Raw genomic sequence first — 19,271 nt, forward strand, 5'->3', positions numbered from 1 at the left:
ACACCAGGCCGCCGATGCGGTCGTTGTGCGCCAGCGCGGCCCAGCCGACCAGCGCCGCGGCGCGGGCGGCGAGCACCGACTTGAAGCACTGCCCGGAGCCGAAGAACAGCCGCTGGCTCTGTTCGGCGAGGATGAAGATGGGCCGCTCGCGCTCTTCATGGAACAGCTTGGTGTGCGGTTCCTGGGTGCGCGCGGTGACGCGCCAGTCGATGTTGCGCACGTCGTCGCCGGCCTGGTAGACGCGCACCTGGTCGAAGTCGACGCCGCGCCCGCGCAGCTTGGAGTGGTGCAGGCCGATCAGCGGGCTGCGCCGCGCCGGGGTGGAGAACAGCGGCACCTCATGCACGCGATGGCGCATCTCGATCAGCTCGGCGAGATCGAGGTGGATGGCATTGGCGCCGGCGGGGCTGGACATGGTCTAGGGGGCGTTCCCGGATTGCATCCGGGTTGCGGCAGTGCGGCCAGGGGTACGCATTCAGGCCACCGCCACCACGTCGAGGATGCGCTGGATCACCCGGTCCTGGTCGATGCCCGAGGCCTCGGCCTCGAACGACAGGATGATGCGGTGGCGCAGCACGTCGAACAGCATCGCCTGGATGTCCTCGGGGCTGACGAAGTCGCGCCCGGCCAGCCAGGCGTGGGCGCGTGCGCAGCGATCCAGGGCGATGGAGCCGCGCGGGCTGGCGCCGTAGGCGATCCACTCGGCCAGCTCGGGGTCGAACTTGGCCGGGGTGCGGCTGGCCATCACCAGCTGCACCAGGTACTCCTCCACCGCGTCGGCCATGTACAGGCCGAGGATTTCCTTGCGTGCGGCGAACACCGCCTGCTGGCTGAGCCGGTGCTCCGGCTTGGTCTCGCCATTGAGCGCCTCGCCACGGGCCTGGGCGAGGATCTTGCGCTCCACCGCGGCGTCGGGAAAACCGATCTTCACGTGCATCAAAAAGCGGTCGAGCTGAGCTTCGGGCAGTGGGTAGGTGCCTTCCTGCTCGATGGGGTTCTGCGTCGCCATCACCAGAAACAGTGGCGACAGGTCGTAGGTCGAGCGGCCCACCGAGACCTGGCGCTCGGCCATGGCCTCGAGCAGCGCCGACTGCACCTTGGCCGGGGCGCGGTTGATCTCGTCGGCCAGCACCAGGTTGTGGAAGATCGGCCCCTGCTGGAACACGAAGCTGCCGGTCTCCGGGCGGTAGATCTCGGTGCCGGTGATATCCGCCGGCAGCAGGTCGGGGGTGAACTGGATGCGGTGGAACTCGCCCTCGATACCTTCGGCCAGTTCCTTGATCGCCTTGGTCTTGGCCAGCCCGGGGGCGCCCTCGACCAGCAGGTGGCCGTCGGCGAGCAGGGCGATCAGCAGCCGTTCGATGAGTTTTTCCTGGCCGAGGATCTGGGTTGAAAGAAAATGTCGCAGCGCGACAAGCGCCTCACGGTGTTCCATCGTTAAGCTCATCCGGCGAGAGTGACCGGCGAGTCGAAGACTTCGCCGGGGTTCTGGGACCGCCACTTTAATGCAATCGCGGTCACCTAGACTAACGTTGATCCATAACCTTGTGGCGACGGTCACCCCCACCTCTTCACGCCCCCAGTCGAAAATGGAGCACAACCATGGCGTTCTTTACGGCGGCCAGCAAAGCCGACTTCCAGCATCAACTGCAAGCGGCGCTGGCGCAGCACGTGAGCGAGCAGGCGCTGCCACAAGTGGCGCTGTTCGCCGAACAATTCTTCGGCATCATCGCCCTCGAGGAGCTGACCCAGCGGCGCCTGTCCGACCTGGTCGGCTGCACCCTGTCGGCCTGGCGCATGCTGGAGCGTTTCGATCACGGCAAACCGCAGGTACGCGCGTTCAACCCCGACTACGAGAAGCACGGCTGGCAGTCGACCCACACCGCGGTGGAGATCCTGCATGGCGATATCCCGTTCCTGGTCGACTCGGTGCGCATGGAACTGAACCGTCGCGGCTACAGCATCCACACCCTGCAGAACAGCGTCTTCAGTGTGCGCCGCGACAAGAACGGCGAGCTGCTGGAGATCCTGCCCAAGGGCAGCCAGGGCGAGGGCGTGCTGCAGGAAGCGCTGATGTTCCTGGAGATCGACCGCTGCGCCAGCGCCGGTGAGCTGAAGACCCTGGAGAAGGCCATTCACGAGGTGTTCGGCGACGTGCGCATGAGCGTCGCCGACTTCCAGCCGATGAAGGCCAAGGCCCGCGAGCTGCTGGCCTGGCTAGACCGCGCCAAGCTCAAGGTGGACAAGGCCGAGCTGGACGAGGTCAAGGTGTTTCTCGGTTGGCTGCTGGACAACCACTTCACCTTCCTCGGCTACGAGGAGTTCACCGTGACGCCGAGCGCCGACGGCGGCACCCTGGTTTACGACGAGAAATCCCTGCTCGGCCTGTCCAAGCGCCTGCGCAGCGGGCTCAAGGCCGAGGAACTGCACATCGAGCCGGAAGCGGTGGCCTACCTGCGCGAGCCGCAGCTGCTGTCGTTCGCCAAGGCCGCCGTGCCCAGCCGCGTGCACCGGCCGGCCTACCCGGACTTCGTCTCGATCCGCGAGCTGGACGCCAAGGGCAATGTGGTCAAGGAATGCCGCTTCATGGGCCTGTACACCTCGGCGGTGTACGCCGAGAGCGTGTGGAACATCCCCTATATCCGCCGCAAGGTGGACGTGATCAAACAACGCTCCGGCTTCGACAGCAGCGCCCACCTGGGTAAGGAACTGGCCCAGGTGTTGGAAGTGCTGCCGCGCGACGACCTGTTCCAGACCCCGGTGGACGACCTGTTCGCCACCGCCCTGGCCATCGTGCAGATCCAGGAGCGCAACAAGATTCGCGTGTTCCTGCGCCGCGACCCCTACGGCCGCTTCTGCTACTGCCTGGCCTACGTGCCGCGCGACGTCTACTCCACCGAAACCCGGATGAAGATCCAGCAGGTGCTGATGGAGCGCCTGCAGGCCACCGATTGCGAGTTCTGGACCTTCTTTTCCGAGTCGGTGCTGGCGCGGGTGCAGTTCATCCTGCGCGTCGACCCGAAGAACAAGACCCAGATCGACCCCGTGCGTCTGGAGAAGGAAGTCATCCAGGCCTGCCGCTCGTGGAAGGATGACTACGTCAGCCTGATGGTGGAAAGCCTCGGCGAGGCCCAGGGCACCAACGTCCTGGCCGAGTTCCCCGGCGGCTTCCCGGCCGGCTACCGCGAGCGTTTCGCCCCGCACTCGGCGGTGGTCGACATGCAGCATCTGCTCAGCCTGAGCAACGACAAACCGCTGGTGATGAGCTTCTACCAGCCGCTGGTGCAGGGCGACCAGCAGCTGCACTGCAAGCTGTACCACGCCGACACGCCGCTGCCGCTGTCGGACGTCCTGCCGATCCTGGAGAACCTCGGCCTGCGCGTGCTCGGCGAGTTCCCCTACAAGCTGCGCCGCGTCGACGGCCGCGAGTTCTGGATCCACGACTTCGCCTTCACCTACGCCGAAGGCCTCAACGTCGACATCCAGCAGCTCAACGACACCCTGCAGGACGCCTTTATCCATATCGTCGGCGGCGATGCCGAGAACGACGCCTTCAACCGCCTGGTGCTGACCGCCGCCATGCCCTGGCGCGACGTCGCCCTGCTGCGCGCCTACGCGCGCTACCTCAAGCAGATCCGCCTGGGCTTCGACCTCAGCTACATCGCTGCCACCCTGGTCAACCACGCCGATATCGCCAAGGAGCTGGTGCGCCTGTTCCGCACCCGCTTCTACCTGGCGCGCAAGCTCGCCGCCGAGGACCTGGAAGACAAGCAGCAGAAACTCGAGCAGGCCATCCTCGCCGCCCTGGACAACGTCGCGGTGCTCAACGAAGACCGCATCCTGCGGCGCTACCTGGACCTGATCAAGGCCACCCTGCGCACCAACTTCTACCAGGCCGACGCCAGCGGCGCGGCGAAGAGCTATTTCAGCTTCAAGCTCAACCCGCGAGCGATTCCGGAGATTCCGCGGCCGACGCCTAAGTTCGAGATCTTCGTCTACAGCCCGCGCGTCGAGGGCGTGCACCTGCGCTTCGGCGACGTCGCCCGCGGCGGCCTGCGCTGGTCGGATCGCGAGGAGGACTTCCGCACCGAAGTGCTCGGCCTGGTCAAGGCGCAGCAGGTGAAGAACGCGGTGATCGTGCCGATGGGCGCCAAGGGCGGCTTCGTGCCGCGCAAGATGCCGGTCGGCGGTAGCCGCGACGAGGTACTGGCCGAGGGCATCGCCTGCTACCGCATCTTCATCAGCGGCCTGCTCGACATCACCGACAACCTCAGGGACGGCGCCGTGGTACCGCCGGTGAGCGTGGTGCGCCACGACGCCGACGACCCCTACCTGGTGGTGGCGGCCGACAAGGGCACCGCGACCTTCTCCGATATCGCCAACGGGATTGCGGCGGAATATGGTTTCTGGCTGGGCGACGCCTTCGCCTCCGGCGGCTCGGCCGGTTATGACCACAAGGGCATGGGCATCACCGCCAAGGGCGGCTGGGTCAGCGTGCAGCGCCACTTCCGCGAGCGCGGCATCGACGTGCAGAAGGACAGCGTCACGGTGATCGGTATCGGCGACATGGCCGGCGACGTGTTCGGCAACGGCATGCTGCTGTCGGACAAGCTGCAGCTGGTGGCCGCCTTCAACCACCTGCACATCTTCATCGACCCCAATCCGGACGCGGCCAAGAGCTTCGCCGAGCGCAAGCGCCTGTTCGACCTGCCGCGCTCGAGCTGGGCCGACTACGACGCGGGGCTGATCTCCGAGGGCGGCGGCATCTTCCTGCGCAGCGCCAAGAGCATCGCCATCAGCCCGCAGATGAAGGCGCGCTTCGATATCGCCGCCGACAAGCTGGCGCCGACCGAGCTGCTCAATGCGCTGCTCAAGGCGCCGGTCGACCTGCTGTGGAACGGCGGCATCGGCACCTACGTGAAATCCAGCAAGGAAAGCCACGCCGACGTCGGCGACAAGGCCAACGACGCCCTGCGCGTGGACGGCTGCGAGCTGCGCGCCAAGGTGGTGGGCGAGGGCGGCAACCTGGGCATGACTCAGTTGGGGCGCGTGGAATACGGTCTCAATGGGGGAGCGAGTAATACCGACTTTATCGACAACGCCGGCGGTGTGGACTGCTCCGACCACGAGGTCAATATCAAGATCCTGCTCGGCGAAATCGTCTCCGCCGGCGATATGACCGAGAAGCAGCGCAACAAGCTGCTGGTGGAGATGACCGACGACGTCTCCGAGCTGGTGTTGGGCAACAACTACAAGCAGACCCAGGCGCTGTCGCTGGCCGAGCGCCGCGCCCGCGAGCGGGTCGGCGAGTACAAGCGCCTGATGAACGCCCTGGAGGGCGCCGGCAAGCTGGACCGGGCGCTGGAGTTCCTGCCCAGCGACGAAACGCTCAACGAGCGCGCCGCCAACGGCCAGGGCCTGACCCGGCCGGAGCTGTCGGTGCTGATCTCCTACAGCAAGATCGACCTCAAGGAATCGCTGCTCAAGTCCCTGGTGCCGGACGACGACTACCTGGCGCGCGAGATGGAGACTGCCTTCCCGGCGGTGCTCAGCGCGAAGTTCGGCGACGCCATGCGCCGCCATCGCCTCAAGCGCGAGATCGTCAGCACGCAGATCGCCAACGACCTGGTCAACCATATGGGCATCACCTTCGTGCAGCGCCTGAAGGAGTCCACCGGCATGAGCGCGGCCAACGTCGCCGGCGCCTATGTGATCGTCCGCGACCTGTTCCGCCTGCCGCACTGGTGGGCGCAGATCGAGGCGCTGGACTACAAGGTGCCGGCCGAGCTGCAGCTGCAGCTGATGGACGAGCTGATGCGTCTGGGCCGCCGCGCCACCCGCTGGTTCCTGCGCAGCCGACGCAACGAGCTGGACGCCGCCCGCGACGTGGCGCACTTCGCGCCGCGCATCGAGGCGCTGGTCGGGCGCCTGGACGAGCTGCTCGAAGGCCCGGCGCGTGAGCAGTGGCTGGCGCGCTATCAGAGCTTCGTCGAGGCGGGTACGCCGGAGGAACTGGCGCGCGTGGTGGCCGGCACTAGCCACCTGTACACCCTGCTGCCGATCATCGAGGCGGCGGATGTCACCGGCAAGGACGCCAGCGAGGTGGCCACCGCCTACTTCGCCGTCGGCGGCGCGCTGGAGCTGTCCTGGTACCTGCAGCAGATCACCGGCCTGCCGGTGGAAAACAACTGGCAGGCGCTGGCCCGCGAAGCCTTCCGCGACGACCTCGACTGGCAGCAGCGTGCGATCACCGTGTCGGTGCTGCAGATGGCCGACGGCCCGCAGGAGATCGAGGCGCGGGTGGCGCTGTGGCTGGAGCAGCACCACCGCCTGGTCGAGCGCTGGAAGCTGATGCTGGCCGAGCTGCGCGCGGCCACCGGCACCGACTATGCCATGTATGCGGTGGCCAACCGCGAGCTGATGGACCTGGCGCAGAGCGCCTGAGCCATCCGCTGAAATGAACAAGCCCCGCCCAGTGCGGGGCTTTTTCATTCAGGTGGTGCGAGCTTTGCGTAGCCTGGGTTGAGCGCAGCGATACCCGGGATAGGGCGTTTTACATGACGTGTAGCGTCGTAGGGTGGATCACGCTTCACCGATCCACCATCACGCCGTCTCGGTGGATGAAAAAGCGTCATCCACCCTACGCAGGGGAGTGCGATCAGCGCAGCATCTGCTCCACCAGGCGCTTTTCCTCGGCCAGCTCGCGCTGACGGGCGTCGAGGCGCGAGGCCAGCTGGAAGTTGTTGCTGGCGCGGCGCTTGGCGAAGTCGAGCTGTTCGATGGCCTGGTTGTAGTCGCCGACCAGGGCGAAGAACTCGGCGCGGGCCTGGTGCAGGCCGATGGTGTTGCCGCTCAGGCCGCGCACCTCGGCGACCTGGTACCAGACGTCCGGATCCTTGGCGCGGTTCTTCAGCAACTCGTCCAGCGCCCGTTCGGCCTCGCGGGTGCGCTGCTGCTTGAGCAACAGGTCGATATGCGCCTGCTGCAGCGGGTAGTTGCTGGGATACAGCGCGAACATGCGCTCCTGGCGCCGCTGTGCGGCGTCCAGGCGGTTCGCGGCCATGTCCAGTTCGATCTGCGCCAGGTTGTAGACGATATCCTCCGGCGCCTTGCTCAACAGGGGCGCCAGGGTCTGTCCGGCTTCGCCGAGCTGGCCGGTTTTCATCTGCGCCAATGCCAGGCCGTAGCGCGCGGCGTCGAGGCCGGGGTTCTCGTCGAGCATGGCGCGAAAACGCTTGGCCGCTACCCCCGGGGTTTCCTCGTAGGTCAGCTGCACGCGGGCGCGCATCAGCTGGTAGCGCAGGCTGTCTTCGCGGCCCTGGGCCGGGTACTGCTCGGCGCGGTTGCGGGTATCGGCGATACGCGATTCGGACACCGGGTGGGTGAGCAGGAATTCCGGCGGCTTGGCGTCGTAGCGGTACTGGCGCATCAGCCGCTCGAACATCAGCGGCATGGCGCGCGGGTCGTAGCCGGCCTTTTCCAGGTTGAGCAGGCCGATGCGGTCGGCCTCCTGTTCGTTCTGCCGGGAGAAGCGGCGCTGCTCCTGAATCGCCGCTGCCTGGGTCGACATGATCGCCGCCATGCCGGCATCACCGGCACCGGCCGCCGCCGCGACTATGCCGGCGAGCATGGCCGCCATCACCGGCAGCTGCATGCGTTGCTGGGCCTCGACGCCGCGGGCGAAGTGGCGCTGCGACAGGTGCGCCAGTTCGTGCGCCATCACCGAGGCGTATTCGGCTTCGGTCTGCGCATAGAGGAACAGGCCGCCGTTGACCCCGATGATCCCGCCGGGCGCGGCGAAGGCGTTCAGCTGTGGGCTGTTGAGCAGCACGAACTCCAGGCGGCGATCCTGCAGCTGGCTGGTTTCCGACAGCCGATAGACGCTGGTCTCGACGAAGTCCTTGAGCTGCGGGTCGTCCAGCTGGGCCACCTGGCCGCGCAGCAGGCCCAGCCAGGCGCGGCCGAGCTGGTGTTCCTGCTGCGGCGAGACGATCGAGGAACTGGCGTCGCCCAGCGACGGCAGGTCACTGGCTCCGATCTGGCCGGCGAACAGGCAGGCGAGCGTCAACAGGGTAGGGCGCAGAAAAGTCATGCACTCAAGGCTCTCAGGCGGCAAAGGCGTTACTGTAGCCGGCCAGCTGCGGCGCTGGCCAGGGTTCTTCAGCCTTGGGTATCCTAGCCGCCTTTATGGAGTAGACGATGACAGACGTACCGGCCTTCGATGCCGAACTGGATGCCTGCGGGCTGAACTGCCCGCTGCCCTTGCTCAAGGCCAAGCTCGAGCTCAATCGCCTGGCCAGCGGCGCGGTGCTCAAGGTCAGTGCCACCGACGCCGGCTCGCAGCGCGATTTCCGCGCCTTCGCCAGCCTGGCCGGGCATGCCCTGCTGCACGAAGAGGTGGAGGGCGGGGTGTATCGCTACTGGCTGCGCAAGGCTTGAAACCGCTGTAGCGGCTTGAAACATATGCGCTGTCGCCGTTTGTTGGCCGTGCACGTCATTTTTCATGCGTCTGGCGTATGAGTGAGCCGGTATTGTCCCGGGTTAAGGAATTCTGATGGTCAAGGTTTTACGCGATTGGCTGCACCGCTACTTCTCCGACGAGCAAGCGGTGGTGCTGGCGGTGCTGTTGGTGCTCGGTTTCGCCGTGGTGCTGACCCTCGGCGGCATGCTCGCGCCGGTATTGACCGGCCTGGTACTGGCCTTCCTGATGCAGGGCCTGGTCAACGGCCTGGAGCGCCTGAGGGTGCCGCAGGTGCTCGCCGTGTGGTTGGTGTTCGCCCTGTTTCTGGGCGGCCTGACGGTGTTTTTGCTGGTGCTGATGCCGCTGCTCTGGCAGCAGCTGAGCACCCTGTTCAATGAACTGCCGCGGATGGCCGCGGAGTGGCAGTCGGTGTTCCTGCTGCTGCCAGAACGCTACCCGAACCTGATCACCGACGCGCAGATCGTCCAGCTGATCGACAGCATGCGCGGCGAGGCCGGCAAGTTCGGTCAGTGGGCACTGTCGTTCTCCCTGTCCAGCCTGCCGATGCTGGTCAGCATCATGATCTACCTGGTGCTGGTGCCGATCCTGGTGTTCTTCTTCCTCAAGGATCGCGAACAGATCGGCCAGTGGTTCCGTGGCTACCTGCCGCGCGAGCGCGCGCTGATCACCCAGGTGGCGCAGGAGATGAACCAGCAGATCGCCAACTACATCCGCGGCAAGTTCATCGAGATCATCATCTGCGGCGTGGTCACCTATATCGCCTTCGCCTACCTGGGCCTCAACTACGCCGCGCTGCTGGCGCTGCTGGTCGGCCTGTCGGTGGTGGTGCCCTATATCGGCGCGGTGGTGGTGACGGTGCCGGTGGCGCTGATCGGCCTGTTCCAGTGGGGCTGGAGCGACCAGTTCCTCTACCTGATGGTGGTCTACGGCATCATCCAGGCGCTGGACGGCAACGTGCTGGTGCCGCTGCTGTTCTCCGAGGCGGTCAACCTGCACCCGGTGGCGATCATCTGCGCGGTGCTGCTGTTCGGCGGCCTGTGGGGCTTCTGGGGGGTGTTCTTCGCCATCCCGCTGGCGACCCTGTTCAAGGCGGTGCTCAACGCCTGGCCGCGGATCGAGCCGGTGTCTGCCGAGTGAGAGACAAATAGAGCACGGACGGAAAAAAGGCCGCAATTGCGGCCTTTTTCGATAGCGGTGAGGGTCAGGCCTTGTGCAGGGCCTCGGCTGCCGCCAGCACCTCGTCGACATGCCCGGCGACCTTGACGCTACGCCACTCCTGGCGCAGCACGCCGTTCTTGTCGATGAGGAAGGTGCTGCGCACGATGCCCATGTATTCCTTGCCGTAGTTCTTCTTCAGCTGGTAGACGCCGAACTGCTCGCACAGCTGGTGATCCGGGTCGCTGATCAGTTCGAAGGGGAACTCCTGCTTGCACTTGAAGCTTTCGTGCTTCTTCAGGCTGTCCATCGACACGCCGAAGATCTGCGTATTGGCCGCCTGGAACTGGGCGAAGCGAGCGCGGAAGTCCAGGCCCTCGGTGGTGCAGCCCGGGGTCGCGTCCTTGGGGTAGAAATACAGCACGACCTGCTGCCCCTTGAGGTCGGACAGCTTCACCTGCTTGCCGCTGGTGGCCTCGGCCTGGAAGTCGGCGACGGCTTGGTCGATGGCAACGGTCATGGGAGCTCCTTGAGGTTGGCTGTCAGGGATTCTGCGGGCGCCAGGGTTCGATCAGCGCGTCCAGGTTGAGGGCGTCGGCGAAGTCGAGGAACTGGTCGCGCAGCCAGCTGATCTGGGTGCCGGCCGGCAGGGTCACGGTCAGGGTGGCGTTGAGCATGGTGCCGCCGGTCTGCGGCGCCTGGTAGGTGTCGCAGGTCAGGCTTTCCAGCTCGACGCGGTGGTCGATGAAGAACTGGCACAGCTCGTTGAGGATGTCCGGACGGTATACCGAGCTGACGTAGGCGACGTAGGGCAGGGCCTGCGGGCGCGCCTCGGCGGCGGCGCTGCGGATCAGGTTGACCGAGAAGGCGTTTTTCTTCGCCAGCAGCGGCAGACTCGACTCCAGGCGCGCCAGCGCGTCCCAGCTGCCGGAGACCTGCAGCACCAGGGCACTGAACTCGCCGTGGCGGCTCAGGCGCGTGCTGACCACCGCGCAACGGTTCTCGTGGCAGGTGCGGCACAGCAGGTTGGTCAGCGCCATGGCGTCGGGGCCGAGGGCGCTGATGAGGAGAAATTGTTCGCGAACGAGGGGGGTGGACATGCAGCCTTCCTAAAGCGATGAACGGTCGGCGAGCGACAGCCGTCGACCAAAGGCAGCAGGTTAGCGAAAAGCACCGCCCAGGGGAATGCCGGCAAGCGCTTCCCGCGTGCGGCGAGACGGCCGTGCACGGCCTTGTCCGTTGCTTGTGCAGGACTGGTGGCGCCAGTACCATTACGGCTCAATTTTTCCGGCAGGAGCGGTTGCATGATTGCGGGCAGTATGGTGGCACTGGTCACGCCCATGGATGCGCAGGGTGGTCTGGACTGGGAGGCCCTGAGCAAATTGGTGGATTTCCACCTGCAAGAGGGCACCAATGCCATCGTCGCGGTCGGCACCACCGGTGAATCCGCCACGCTGGAAGTGCCCGAGCACATCGAGGTGATCAAGCGCGTGGTCGACCAGGTCGCCGGGCGCATTCCGGTGATCGCCGGCACCGGCGGCAACTCCACCCGCGAGTCGGTGGAGCTGACCCGCGCGGCCAAGGACGTCGGCGCCGACGCCTGCCTGCTGGTCACCCCCTACTACAACAAGCCGACCCAGGAAGGCCTGTACCTGCATTTTCGCCACATCGCCGAAGCCGTGGCCATCCCGCAGATCCTCTACAACGTGCCGGGCCGCACCGTTTGCGACATGCTGCCGGAGACCGTCGAGCGCCTGTCGAAGATCGACAACATCATCGGCATCAAGGAAGCCACCGGCGACCTGCAGCGCGCCCAGGACGTGCTGGATCGGGTGAGCAAGGACTTCCTCGTCTATTCCGGCGACGACGCCACTGCGGTTGAACTCATGCTGCTGGGCGGCAAGGGCAACATCTCGGTCACCGCCAACGTTGCCCCGCGCGCGATGAGCGAGCTGTGCGCCGCCGCCATGCGCGGCGAGGCGGCCATCGCCCGCGCCATCAACGACCGCCTGATGCCCCTGCACAAGGCGCTGTTCATCGAATCCAACCCGATTCCGGTGAAATGGGCGCTGCACGAAATGGGCATGATGGGCGACGGTATTCGTCTGCCGCTGACCTGGCTCAGCCCGCGCTGTCACGAACCGCTGCGCCAGGCCATGCGCCAGTGCGGCGTATTGGTTTAATCGAGGAATTTTACGCATGAAGCGACTGGCCGGATTGTCCGCCCTTGCTCTGATCGTCTCCAGTACCAGCGGCTGTGGCTGGCTCTGGGGTGAAGAAGGCTACTTCCGCGACCGCGGCAGCGATTACCTGGAAGCGCGGCAGACCGCGCCGATGCAGCTGCCGGCCGATATCCAGGCCAAGCGTCTCGACCCGCTGCTGCCGGTGCCGGCGCAGGTGGCCAGCTCCGAGGCCAGCGGCAAGTTCGAGGTGCCGCGCCCGCAGAGCCTGCAGGTGCGTGCCGACGAACGCGAATTCAGCCTGCAGCGTAGCGGCGAGTCGCGCTGGGTCGTGGCCCAGCGCGTGCCGGCCGAAGTCTGGCCGCTGGCCCGTCAGTTCTTCGAGGACAACGGTTTCCGTATCGCCGACGAACGCCCGCAGACCGGCGAATTCACCACCGCCTGGCAGCGTTTCGACGAACTTTCCGCGAGCATGGCGCGGCGCCTGAGCAGCCGCGTCTCCGGCGTCGCCCCGGATGCCGAGACCCGCGTGCGGGTGCGTATCGAGCCGGGCGTGCAGCGCAACACCAGCGAAGTCTTCGTCACCAGCGCCGAGCGTCCGGCCGGCAGCACTGCCGATGTCGCCTTCGCCGCGCGCAGCGGCAACGCCAGCCTGGAAGCCGCGCTGCTCGACGAAATGCTGGTGAGCATGGCGCGTAGCGTGGAGCAGGGCGGTTCGGTGTCGCTGCTCGCCGCCCGCGATTTCGATGCGCCCAGCCGCGTCAGTCTGAGCGAGGACGGCAACGGCAACCCGGTGCTCAACCTCGGCGCCGACTTCGACCGCGCCTGGTCGGGCGTCGGCCGTTCGCTGGAGCTGGCCGACGTGCGCGTCGACGACCTCAACCGCAGCCTCGGCCTGTACTACATCAACCTGGCCGAAGGGGCTCAGGTCAATGAGGAGAAGCCCGGCTTCTTCGGCCGCATGTTCGGCAGCGAGCCGAGCAAGGAAGAGCTCGAAGCCCGCGCCGAGCGCTACCAGGTGCGCCTGACGCCGGTTGGCGACGGCGTCCAGGTCACCGTGGAAAAAGACCTCAACACCATTGCCCCGGCCGATGTCTCGCGCCGCGTGCTGAGCCTGATCCAGGACAACCTCGGCTGATCGGCGCTCGCGCCACCTGCCGATAACCGATAGGCGAAACCCGCAAAGGTTTCGCCTGTTTTGTTTGCCAGAAACGGAAATGCCGACATGAGCACACCCACCACCCTGAGCCTGAAGAAGATCTACTCGGGCAAGGTCCGCGACCTCTACGAAATCGACGACAAGCGCATGCTGATGGTGGCCACCGATCGTCTGTCGGCCTTCGACGTGATCCTCGCCGAACCTATCCCGGAGAAGGGCAAGATCCTCACCGCCATCTCCAACTTCTGGTTCGACAAGCTGGCCGGCCTGGTGCCCAACCACTTCACCGGCGACAAGGTCGAAGACGTGGTGCCGGCCGCCGAGCTGCCGCTGGTGGAAGGCCGCGCGGTGGTCGCCAAACGCCTCAAACCGGTGGCCGTGGAGGCCATCGTGCGCGGCTATATCGTCGGTTCCGGCTGGAAGGAGTACCAGAACAGCGGCACCGTCTGCGGCATCGCCCTGCCGGCCGGCCTGAAGGAAGCGGCCAAGCTGCCGCAACCGATCTTCACCCCCTCGACCAAGGCCGCCGTCGGCGACCATGACGAGAACATCAGCTTCGCCCAGTGCGAAGCCATCATCGGCGCCGAACTGGCCGCCCAGGTGCGCGACACCGCCATCGCCCTGTACAGCGCCGCCGTCGAATACGCCGCCACCCGCGGCATCATCATCGCCGACACCAAGTTCGAATTCGGCCTGGACGAAGACGGCACCCTGACTCTGATGGACGAAGTGCTGACCCCCGATTCCAGCCGCTTCTGGCCGGCCGACAGCTACGAAGAGGGCAAGAACCCGCCGAGCTTCGACAAGCAGTTCGTGCGCGACTGGCTGGAATCCACCGGCTGGAACAAACAACCGCCGGCCCCGGCGGTGCCGGCCGAGGTGGCGCAGAAGACCGCCGACAAATACCGCGAAGCCCTGACCCGCCTCACGGCCTGAGGCCCAAGGCGAACGCTACAGCCAGGCCGTGCATCGCTCGGCCTTTTCACAAGCGCCTGATAGCACAAGAAAATTTTTCAAAATAAGCTTCGCCAAAGCGCATTCAGCTGTTATCATGCGCGCCGCTTGGGAAGATGCCGGAGTGGTCGAACGGGACGGATTCGAAATCCGTTGTGTCAGCAATGGCACCTAGGGTTCAAATCCCTATCTTCCCGCCATATAAAAAACCCCTGAAGCTTTCAGCCTCAGGGGTTTTTGCTTTTCAGCGCCTAGCCCTGATTCGTCAGCCTGCCCGTTTCTGTGAAACAAACCGCGCAATCGAGGGTTGGCACAGTGCCACTGTCTGCACTACTCTCCGGTCACCGGGCTAACGAAGTGGCCAACAGGCAGGATGCCGACCCCATACACTTCGTTAGCTCGGTATTCGATTTCCCCGTCGTGTGCAGCCTGCGCACGAACAAGACAAAGCCCTCGCTCGGAGGGCTTTGTCGTTTTGCTGCGGCGCGCGTTGCGTTGGCCGTCGAATAAAAGGCGTCCGTGCCGTCTCTCCATCCCCGCCCTTAGTCCTATCTGTTGCTTAGCCTAGGCGATAACTGGCGCTTTGCCATTATTTTGTTGGGTATCGCGGCGGCGGTCCCGGGCATAGCGTTGCAGCACCCACTGGCCGGCGGGGCGGGCGTGCAGTTGGTCGAGCAGGGCCTGGGTCTCGGCGTCGTGGCCGGCGATGTCGGCCCAGGGCGTGCCGGCTGGGGTGAAAAGCGGGGCGAACAGCGCCGCGGCGGCGACATCGGCCAGGCTCAGGCGCTCGCCCACCAGGTAGCGCGCTGGGTCGCCGTCGGTCAGGCGTTCGATCAGGTCGAGCCCGGCGAGCAGTTCGGCCTGGGACTTGGCCACGCGCTCGGGCGTTACGCCGTAGAGCTTCTGCACGCCGTTGATCAGCACCGGCTTCATCAGGTCGCGCAGGCCCAGCAGCGGGCGGTAGACCTCGAGCATGGCGTGCATCACCGAGTCCCACTGGCGGATCTGTCCGTACAGCCAGCGGCGTACGTGCACGCCGAGGCGGTCGAAGCCTTCTTCCAGCTCCAGCACCTGACGACGTTGTTCGGCGTCGTTTGGCAGCAGGGCGTGCTCGGGGTAGCGCTCTTCCAGATACAGGGCGATGGCGGTGGAGTCGCCGATGGTGCGCTCGCCGTCCTGCAGGATGGGCAGGGTGGCGATACCGGCCAGTCGCTGGCTCTTGAGTCGGTGCAGCCCGGGGAAGAGGTTGTCGACCCGGTAGTCGAGGCCCTTGTGCTCCAGGTGCCAGCGGGTTTTCTCGCAGTAGTGGGAAATGGGGAACTGGTAGAGGGTGCGCATGGCGGCTCCTTGCAAGTGAGTCGCCGAGTGTAGGGGCAAAGCGCCTGACCACCCAGTCGAGTGGCGCGCGCCAGGCTTTGGTTGGGCGCCCCGCCAGTGCGGCGGGGCGCTTGGCTCAGTCGGTGCGCTGCAGCTGCACCTTGTCGGGCTTGGCCGCGATCAGGTGTTCGGGCAGGTCGAGCAGGTCGGTGTCGTAGGTCTCCAGCGGCGGCGGGCGACGTTCGAAGCGGGCGCCGAGCACCAGCAGGCAGGGCGTCAGCAGCAGGGTCAGCGCGGTGGCGAAGGCCAGGCCGCCGGCGATGGCGCTGGACAGCTGGGTCCACCACTGGGTTGAGGGGGCGCCGAAGCCCAGGCTCGGGCTGAGCAGGTCGACGTTGACGCTGAGCACCATGGGCATCAGGCCGAGGATGGTGGTCACCGCGGTCAGCAGCACCGGACGCAGGCGCAGGCTGCCGGTTTCCAGCGCTGCCTCGCGCGGCTCCAGGCCCTGGCGGCGCAACTGGTTGTAAGTGTCGATGAGGATGATGTTGTTGTTGACCACGATGCCAGCCAGGGCGATCAGGCCCATGCCGACCATGACGATGCCGAACGACTGGCCGTTGATCAGCAGGCCCATCAGCACGCCGGCGGTGGACAGGACGATGGCCGACAGCACCAGCGCCGCCTGATAGAGGCTGTTGAACTGGGTGACCAGGATGATCGCCATGAGGAAGATGGCGACGACGAAGGCGGTCATCAGGAAGGTGGCCGCCTCGCGCTGGTCGGCGTCCTCGCCGGCGAACTGCACCTCGACCTCGGCCGGTACCTCGCCGAGCGCCTCGCGCAACGCCTTGAGCCGTTCGTCCAGGCGTGCGCCCTCGGCCAGGTCGGCCTGCAGGGTGATGGTGCGGTCGCCGTCGACCCGGCGCAGGGTGCCGACCTTGGGCGCCGGCTGCAGGTCGACGAAGTTGCTCAGTGGCACCTGGCCGGTCGGCGTGCTCAGGGTCAGGCGGCCGAGCTGGTCGAGCGAGCGCCAGTTGCCGGGCAGGCGCACGCGGATATCCACCTCGTCGGTGGCGTCCTCGGGGCGGTAGGTGGCCAGCTTCAGGCCGTTGGTGATCATCTGCACCGCGTTGCCGACGCTGAGCACGTCGGCGCCGAAGCGCGCGGCGGCCTCGCGGTCGACCTTGATTCGCCATTCGATGCCAGGCAGGGCGCGGTCGTCCTCGATGTCGACGAAACCGCCGAGCCTGTGCATTTCGCCGCGGATGCGCTCGACCCACTGCTCGCTCAGCGCCGGGTCCATGGCGCTGATCTGCAGCTTGACCGGCTTGCCGTCGGTGGGGCCCTGTTCCTGCTTGCGGAACTCCAGCACCACGCCGGGGATGTCGGCGGTGCGCCGGCTCATCTCGGCGAGGATGTCCTTGGCCGGGCGACGCTGGTGCCAGTCGACGAACTGGAACTGCAGGGTGCCGATCACGTCGGCGCCGAGCTGGCCGTCCGGCTGGGCCAGGGAGCGTGCGTACAGCGCCTTGACCTCGCGCATGCCGAGCACCTGGCGTTCCACCTGCTTGAGCAGGGTGTCCTTCTCCTGCACCGACAGGTCGCCGCGGGCGCGCAGCCAGATCTGCGCGCTTTCCGGCTCGACCTCGGGGAAGAATTCCACGCCGTGGTTGAAGCGGCCGTAGCCGACGTAGATCAGCGCGATCAGCGCGAGCATGCCGAGCAGGGTCAGGCCGGGGCGCCGGAGCAGCTTTTCCAGCAGCCGGCGGTAGGCGCTGCCGGCGCGGCTGGCGTGCTGCGCCTGCGGTTGGGCCGCGCCGCCGGTGACCGCGCCGAGCACCGGCAGGAACACCAGGGCCATGGCCAGCGAGGCCAGCAGGCAGAGGATCACGGTGGCCGGCAGGTACTTCATGAACTGGCCGACCACCCCGGGCCAGAACAGCAGCGGCAGGAACACCACCAATGTGGTGGCGGTGGAGGCGATCACCGGCCAGGCCATCCGCGTGGCGGCATTGGCCCAGGCCTGGCGCGGGTTCTGGCCCTGGTGCAGGTAACGGTCGGCCAGCTCGGAGACGACGATGGCGCCGTCCACCAGCATGCCGGCGACCAGGATCAGGCTGAACAGCACGACGATATTGAGGGTGAAACCGAGCATCCAGATCAGCAGGATGCCGCTGAGGAAGGCGCCGGGAATGGTCAGGCCGACCAGCAGCGCCGAACGCAGGCCCATGCTCGCCACCACCAGGATCAGCACCAGGACGATGGCGGTCAGCACGTTGTTGAGCAGGTCGCCGAGCATGCCTTTGACTTCCTGCGACTGATCCATGATGTAGCTGACTTCCACGCCCGCCGGCAGCAGCGGTTTGGCCTGCTCCAGCAGCGCCTTGACCTGCTCGATGGTAGCGATGATGTTGGCGCCGCTGCGCTTGGATACCTCCAGGACGATGGCCGGCTGGCCGTTGATGCGGGCGAAGCCGGTGGGGTCCTTGAAGGTGCGGCGGATGCTGGCGACATCGGCGAAGGTGACCACGCTGCCCGCCACCACCTTGATCGGCATGCTCATGACGTCTTCGAGGTTCTCGATCACCCCCGGCACCTTCATGCTCATGCGTCCGGCACCGGTGTCCAGGCTGCCGGCGGCGACCAGGCGGTTGTTGCGGCTGACCAGGTTGAACAGCTCGTTGTAGTCGATGCCATAGCTGTCCAGCACCTGCGGGTCGACGACGATTTCCAGCAGGTCCTCGCGGTCGCCGCCTATCTCCACCGACAGCACCTCGGCGATGCCTTCGATGTTCTCCTTCAGGCGCCGGGCGATGTACACCAGCTCGGTCTCGGCGATCGGCCCGGACAGGCCCACCGAGAGCACCGGGAACAGCGCCACGTTGACCTCGTTGACGGTCGGCTCGTCGGCCTCCTCGGGCAGCTTGCTGCGCGCGGTGTCGACCTTCTCGCGCACGTCGGCCAGCGCCACCTTGGCGTCGAAGCCGGCGTCGAACTCCAGGGTCACCGAGGCATGCCCCTCGCTGGATACCGAGCGCATTTCCTTGACGCCCTCGAGGCTGCGCAGCTCCTGTTCCAGAGGACGCACCAGCAGGCGTTCGCCGTCTTCCGGGCTGATGCCTTCCAGGGTCACCGAGACGTAGATGATGGGAATCGCCACGTCCGGGTTGGACTCCTTGGGAATGGCGATATAGGCGGCCAGCCCGCCGAGGATCAGGAAGGCCAGAAACAGCAGGCTGGTGCGGCTGCGATCCAGTGCCGCGGCGATCAGGGCGTGCATCTCAGCTGCCCTCTGCGGCGAGTTGCGTGCGTACCTGCTGGCCCGGCTCGACGAAGCCCTGGCCGAGGGTGATCAGCGCCACCTTCGGCGGCAGGCCGCTGACCCAGGCGCCCTGGTTGTCGACGCTGATCAGCTGCACCTGGGTGAACTCCACGCGCTGCTCCTGGTTGACCCACTTGACCCCGTGGCGGCCGGTCTGGTCGAGGCTGAGCAGGGCCGGGGACAGGCGATGGGCCAGGGCCTCGCCGGTCTGGATATGCAGGGTGGCGCTGGCGCCGGCCAGGCGCAGGCCGGCGGGATTGTCCACCTTGACCTCGATGCGGAAGCTGCGCGAGCCGGGGTCGGCGGCGGCGGCGATAAAGTGCAGCTCACCTTCCAGTGTGCGGCCGTCGAGCAGCTCGACTTTGACCGGCTGGCCCAGCTGCAGCTGGGTCACCTGCTGCTGGGCGATCTGCGCGCTGACCTTGAGGCGGTCGATGTCCACCAGGGTCAGCAGGCTCTGCCCGGGCTGGACGAAATCGCCCAGCTCGACCTGGCGCTGGTCGTAGATGCCGGCGAAGGGCGCGACGATCCGCGTGTTGCGCAGCTGCAGGCGGGCGCTGTCGAGTTCGGCGCGGGCCTTGGCCAGCTCGCTCTCCAGGCGCATCAGCTCGTTGGCCGAGATCAGGCTGCGTTCGCGCAGGCGCTTGGCCGCGCTCACGTCGCTCTCGCGCTGGCGCACGTCGGCCTCGCTGCGCGCCA

At 66.4% G+C, this 19,271-nt stretch carries 14 protein-coding genes and 1 tRNA gene; 7 read left to right on the plus strand and 8 right to left on the minus strand.

Translation table 11 applies throughout. From position 1 onward, the window contains the following. A partial coding sequence (locus tag N878_RS17925; RefSeq protein WP_021444956.1) for a DUF58 domain-containing protein occupies nucleotides 1-415 on the minus strand: 415 nt, incomplete at its 3' end. 60 nt (nucleotides 416-475) lie between these two features. Next, on the minus strand, nucleotides 476-1,435 hold the full coding sequence (locus tag N878_RS17930) for a MoxR family ATPase (RefSeq protein ID WP_021444957.1): 960 nt from the start codon (nucleotides 1,433-1,435) through the stop codon (nucleotides 476-478). A 167-nt stretch (nucleotides 1,436-1,602) separates the two neighbouring features. Here N878_RS17930 and N878_RS17935 point away from each other — a divergent pair, with 167 nt between their 5' ends. Beyond that, nucleotides 1,603-6,444, plus strand: coding sequence for an NAD-glutamate dehydrogenase (locus N878_RS17935; RefSeq protein ID WP_021444958.1), 4,842 nt, complete (start codon nucleotides 1,603-1,605; stop codon nucleotides 6,442-6,444). A 214-nt stretch (nucleotides 6,445-6,658) separates the two neighbouring features. Here N878_RS17935 and N878_RS17940 read toward each other — a convergent pair whose 3' ends face one another. Further along, nucleotides 6,659-8,092, minus strand: a complete 1,434-nt coding sequence (locus N878_RS17940) for a M48 family metalloprotease (protein ID WP_021444959.1) — start codon at nucleotides 8,090-8,092, stop codon at nucleotides 6,659-6,661. 107 nt (nucleotides 8,093-8,199) lie between these two features. Here N878_RS17940 and N878_RS17945 point away from each other — a divergent pair, with 107 nt between their 5' ends. Together N878_RS17945 and N878_RS17950 are read left to right on the plus strand one after the other, a co-directional pair. Continuing rightward, nucleotides 8,200-8,439 (plus strand): sulfurtransferase TusA family protein, encoded by a 240-nt coding sequence (locus N878_RS17945; RefSeq protein ID WP_021444960.1) that lies wholly within the window; start codon nucleotides 8,200-8,202, stop codon nucleotides 8,437-8,439. Nucleotides 8,440-8,554: 115 nt separating this feature from the next. Further along, entirely contained in the window at nucleotides 8,555-9,619 is a 1,065-nt protein-coding gene (locus tag N878_RS17950) for an AI-2E family transporter (protein WP_021444961.1), read from the plus strand. A 64-nt stretch (nucleotides 9,620-9,683) separates the two neighbouring features. Here N878_RS17950 and N878_RS17955 read toward each other — a convergent pair whose 3' ends face one another. Together N878_RS17955 and N878_RS17960 are read right to left on the minus strand one after the other, a co-directional pair. Continuing rightward, on the minus strand, nucleotides 9,684-10,157 hold the full coding sequence (locus N878_RS17955) for a peroxiredoxin (protein ID WP_021444962.1): 474 nt from the start codon (nucleotides 10,155-10,157) through the stop codon (nucleotides 9,684-9,686). A gap of 22 nt (nucleotides 10,158-10,179) precedes the next feature. After that, nucleotides 10,180-10,737, minus strand: coding sequence for a glycine cleavage system protein R (locus N878_RS17960; protein WP_021444963.1), 558 nt, complete (start codon nucleotides 10,735-10,737; stop codon nucleotides 10,180-10,182). Between the two features lie 204 nt (nucleotides 10,738-10,941). Here N878_RS17960 and dapA point away from each other — a divergent pair, with 204 nt between their 5' ends. The 4 genes from dapA (at nucleotide 10,942) to N878_RS17980 (ending at nucleotide 14,130) form a co-directional block, all read left to right on the plus strand. Beyond that, nucleotides 10,942-11,820, plus strand: a complete 879-nt coding sequence (gene dapA / locus N878_RS17965; RefSeq protein WP_021444964.1) for a 4-hydroxy-tetrahydrodipicolinate synthase — start codon at nucleotides 10,942-10,944, stop codon at nucleotides 11,818-11,820. A gap of 16 nt (nucleotides 11,821-11,836) precedes the next feature. Further along, nucleotides 11,837-12,955 carry an outer membrane protein assembly factor BamC gene (gene bamC / locus N878_RS17970; protein ID WP_021444965.1) on the plus strand — a complete coding sequence of 373 codons (1,119 nt, stop codon included), beginning with the start codon at nucleotides 11,837-11,839 and terminating at the stop codon, nucleotides 12,953-12,955. 87 nt (nucleotides 12,956-13,042) lie between these two features. Next, entirely contained in the window at nucleotides 13,043-13,912 is an 870-nt protein-coding gene (locus tag N878_RS17975; protein ID WP_021444966.1) for a phosphoribosylaminoimidazolesuccinocarboxamide synthase, read from the plus strand. Nucleotides 13,913-14,040: 128 nt separating this feature from the next. Next, nucleotides 14,041-14,130 (plus strand) — tRNA-Ser (locus N878_RS17980). A 364-nt stretch (nucleotides 14,131-14,494) separates the two neighbouring features. On the opposite strand, the gene N878_RS17985 is transcribed toward N878_RS17980, so the two are convergent. From N878_RS17985 to N878_RS17995, 3 genes are all read right to left on the minus strand, one after another. Then, nucleotides 14,495-15,268: a glutathione S-transferase family protein gene (locus N878_RS17985; RefSeq protein WP_021444967.1), complete on the minus strand. Its 774-nt coding sequence runs from the start codon at nucleotides 15,266-15,268 to the stop codon at nucleotides 14,495-14,497. Between the two features lie 115 nt (nucleotides 15,269-15,383). Continuing rightward, nucleotides 15,384-18,530, minus strand: coding sequence for an efflux RND transporter permease subunit (locus N878_RS17990; protein WP_021444968.1), 3,147 nt, complete (start codon nucleotides 18,528-18,530; stop codon nucleotides 15,384-15,386). Nucleotide 18,531: 1 nt separating this feature from the next. Next, nucleotides 18,532-19,271: efflux RND transporter periplasmic adaptor subunit (locus N878_RS17995; protein WP_021444969.1), on the minus strand; the 740-nt coding region annotated here is incomplete at its 5' end.

It is taken from the genome of Pseudomonas sp. EGD-AK9 (assembly GCF_000465935.2).
Taxonomy (GTDB): Bacteria; Pseudomonadota; Gammaproteobacteria; order Pseudomonadales; family Pseudomonadaceae; genus Aquipseudomonas.

Bases quoted from the DNA above. Each gene is read 5' to 3' on its own strand.
- N878_RS17960 (WP_021444963.1), bottom strand. From the start codon at position 10,737: ATGTCCACCCCCCTCGTTCGCGAACAATTTCTCCTCATCAGCGCCCTC.
- N878_RS17990 (WP_021444968.1), bottom strand. From the start codon at position 18,530: ATGCACGCCCTGATCGCCGCGGCACTGGATCGCAGCCGCACCAGCCTG.
- N878_RS17985 (WP_021444967.1), bottom strand. From the start codon at position 15,268: ATGCGCACCCTCTACCAGTTCCCCATTTCCCACTACTGCGAGAAAACC.
- dapA (WP_021444964.1), top strand. From the start codon at position 10,942: ATGATTGCGGGCAGTATGGTGGCACTGGTCACGCCCATGGATGCGCAG.
- bamC (WP_021444965.1), top strand. From the start codon at position 11,837: ATGAAGCGACTGGCCGGATTGTCCGCCCTTGCTCTGATCGTCTCCAGT.
- N878_RS17975 (WP_021444966.1), top strand. From the start codon at position 13,043: ATGAGCACACCCACCACCCTGAGCCTGAAGAAGATCTACTCGGGCAAG.
- N878_RS17950 (WP_021444961.1), top strand. From the start codon at position 8,555: ATGGTCAAGGTTTTACGCGATTGGCTGCACCGCTACTTCTCCGACGAG.
- N878_RS17940 (WP_021444959.1), bottom strand. From the start codon at position 8,092: ATGACTTTTCTGCGCCCTACCCTGTTGACGCTCGCCTGCCTGTTCGCC.
- N878_RS17935 (WP_021444958.1), top strand. From the start codon at position 1,603: ATGGCGTTCTTTACGGCGGCCAGCAAAGCCGACTTCCAGCATCAACTG.
- N878_RS17955 (WP_021444962.1), bottom strand. From the start codon at position 10,157: ATGACCGTTGCCATCGACCAAGCCGTCGCCGACTTCCAGGCCGAGGCC.
- N878_RS17930 (WP_021444957.1), bottom strand. From the start codon at position 1,435: ATGGAACACCGTGAGGCGCTTGTCGCGCTGCGACATTTTCTTTCAACC.
- N878_RS17945 (WP_021444960.1), top strand. From the start codon at position 8,200: ATGACAGACGTACCGGCCTTCGATGCCGAACTGGATGCCTGCGGGCTG.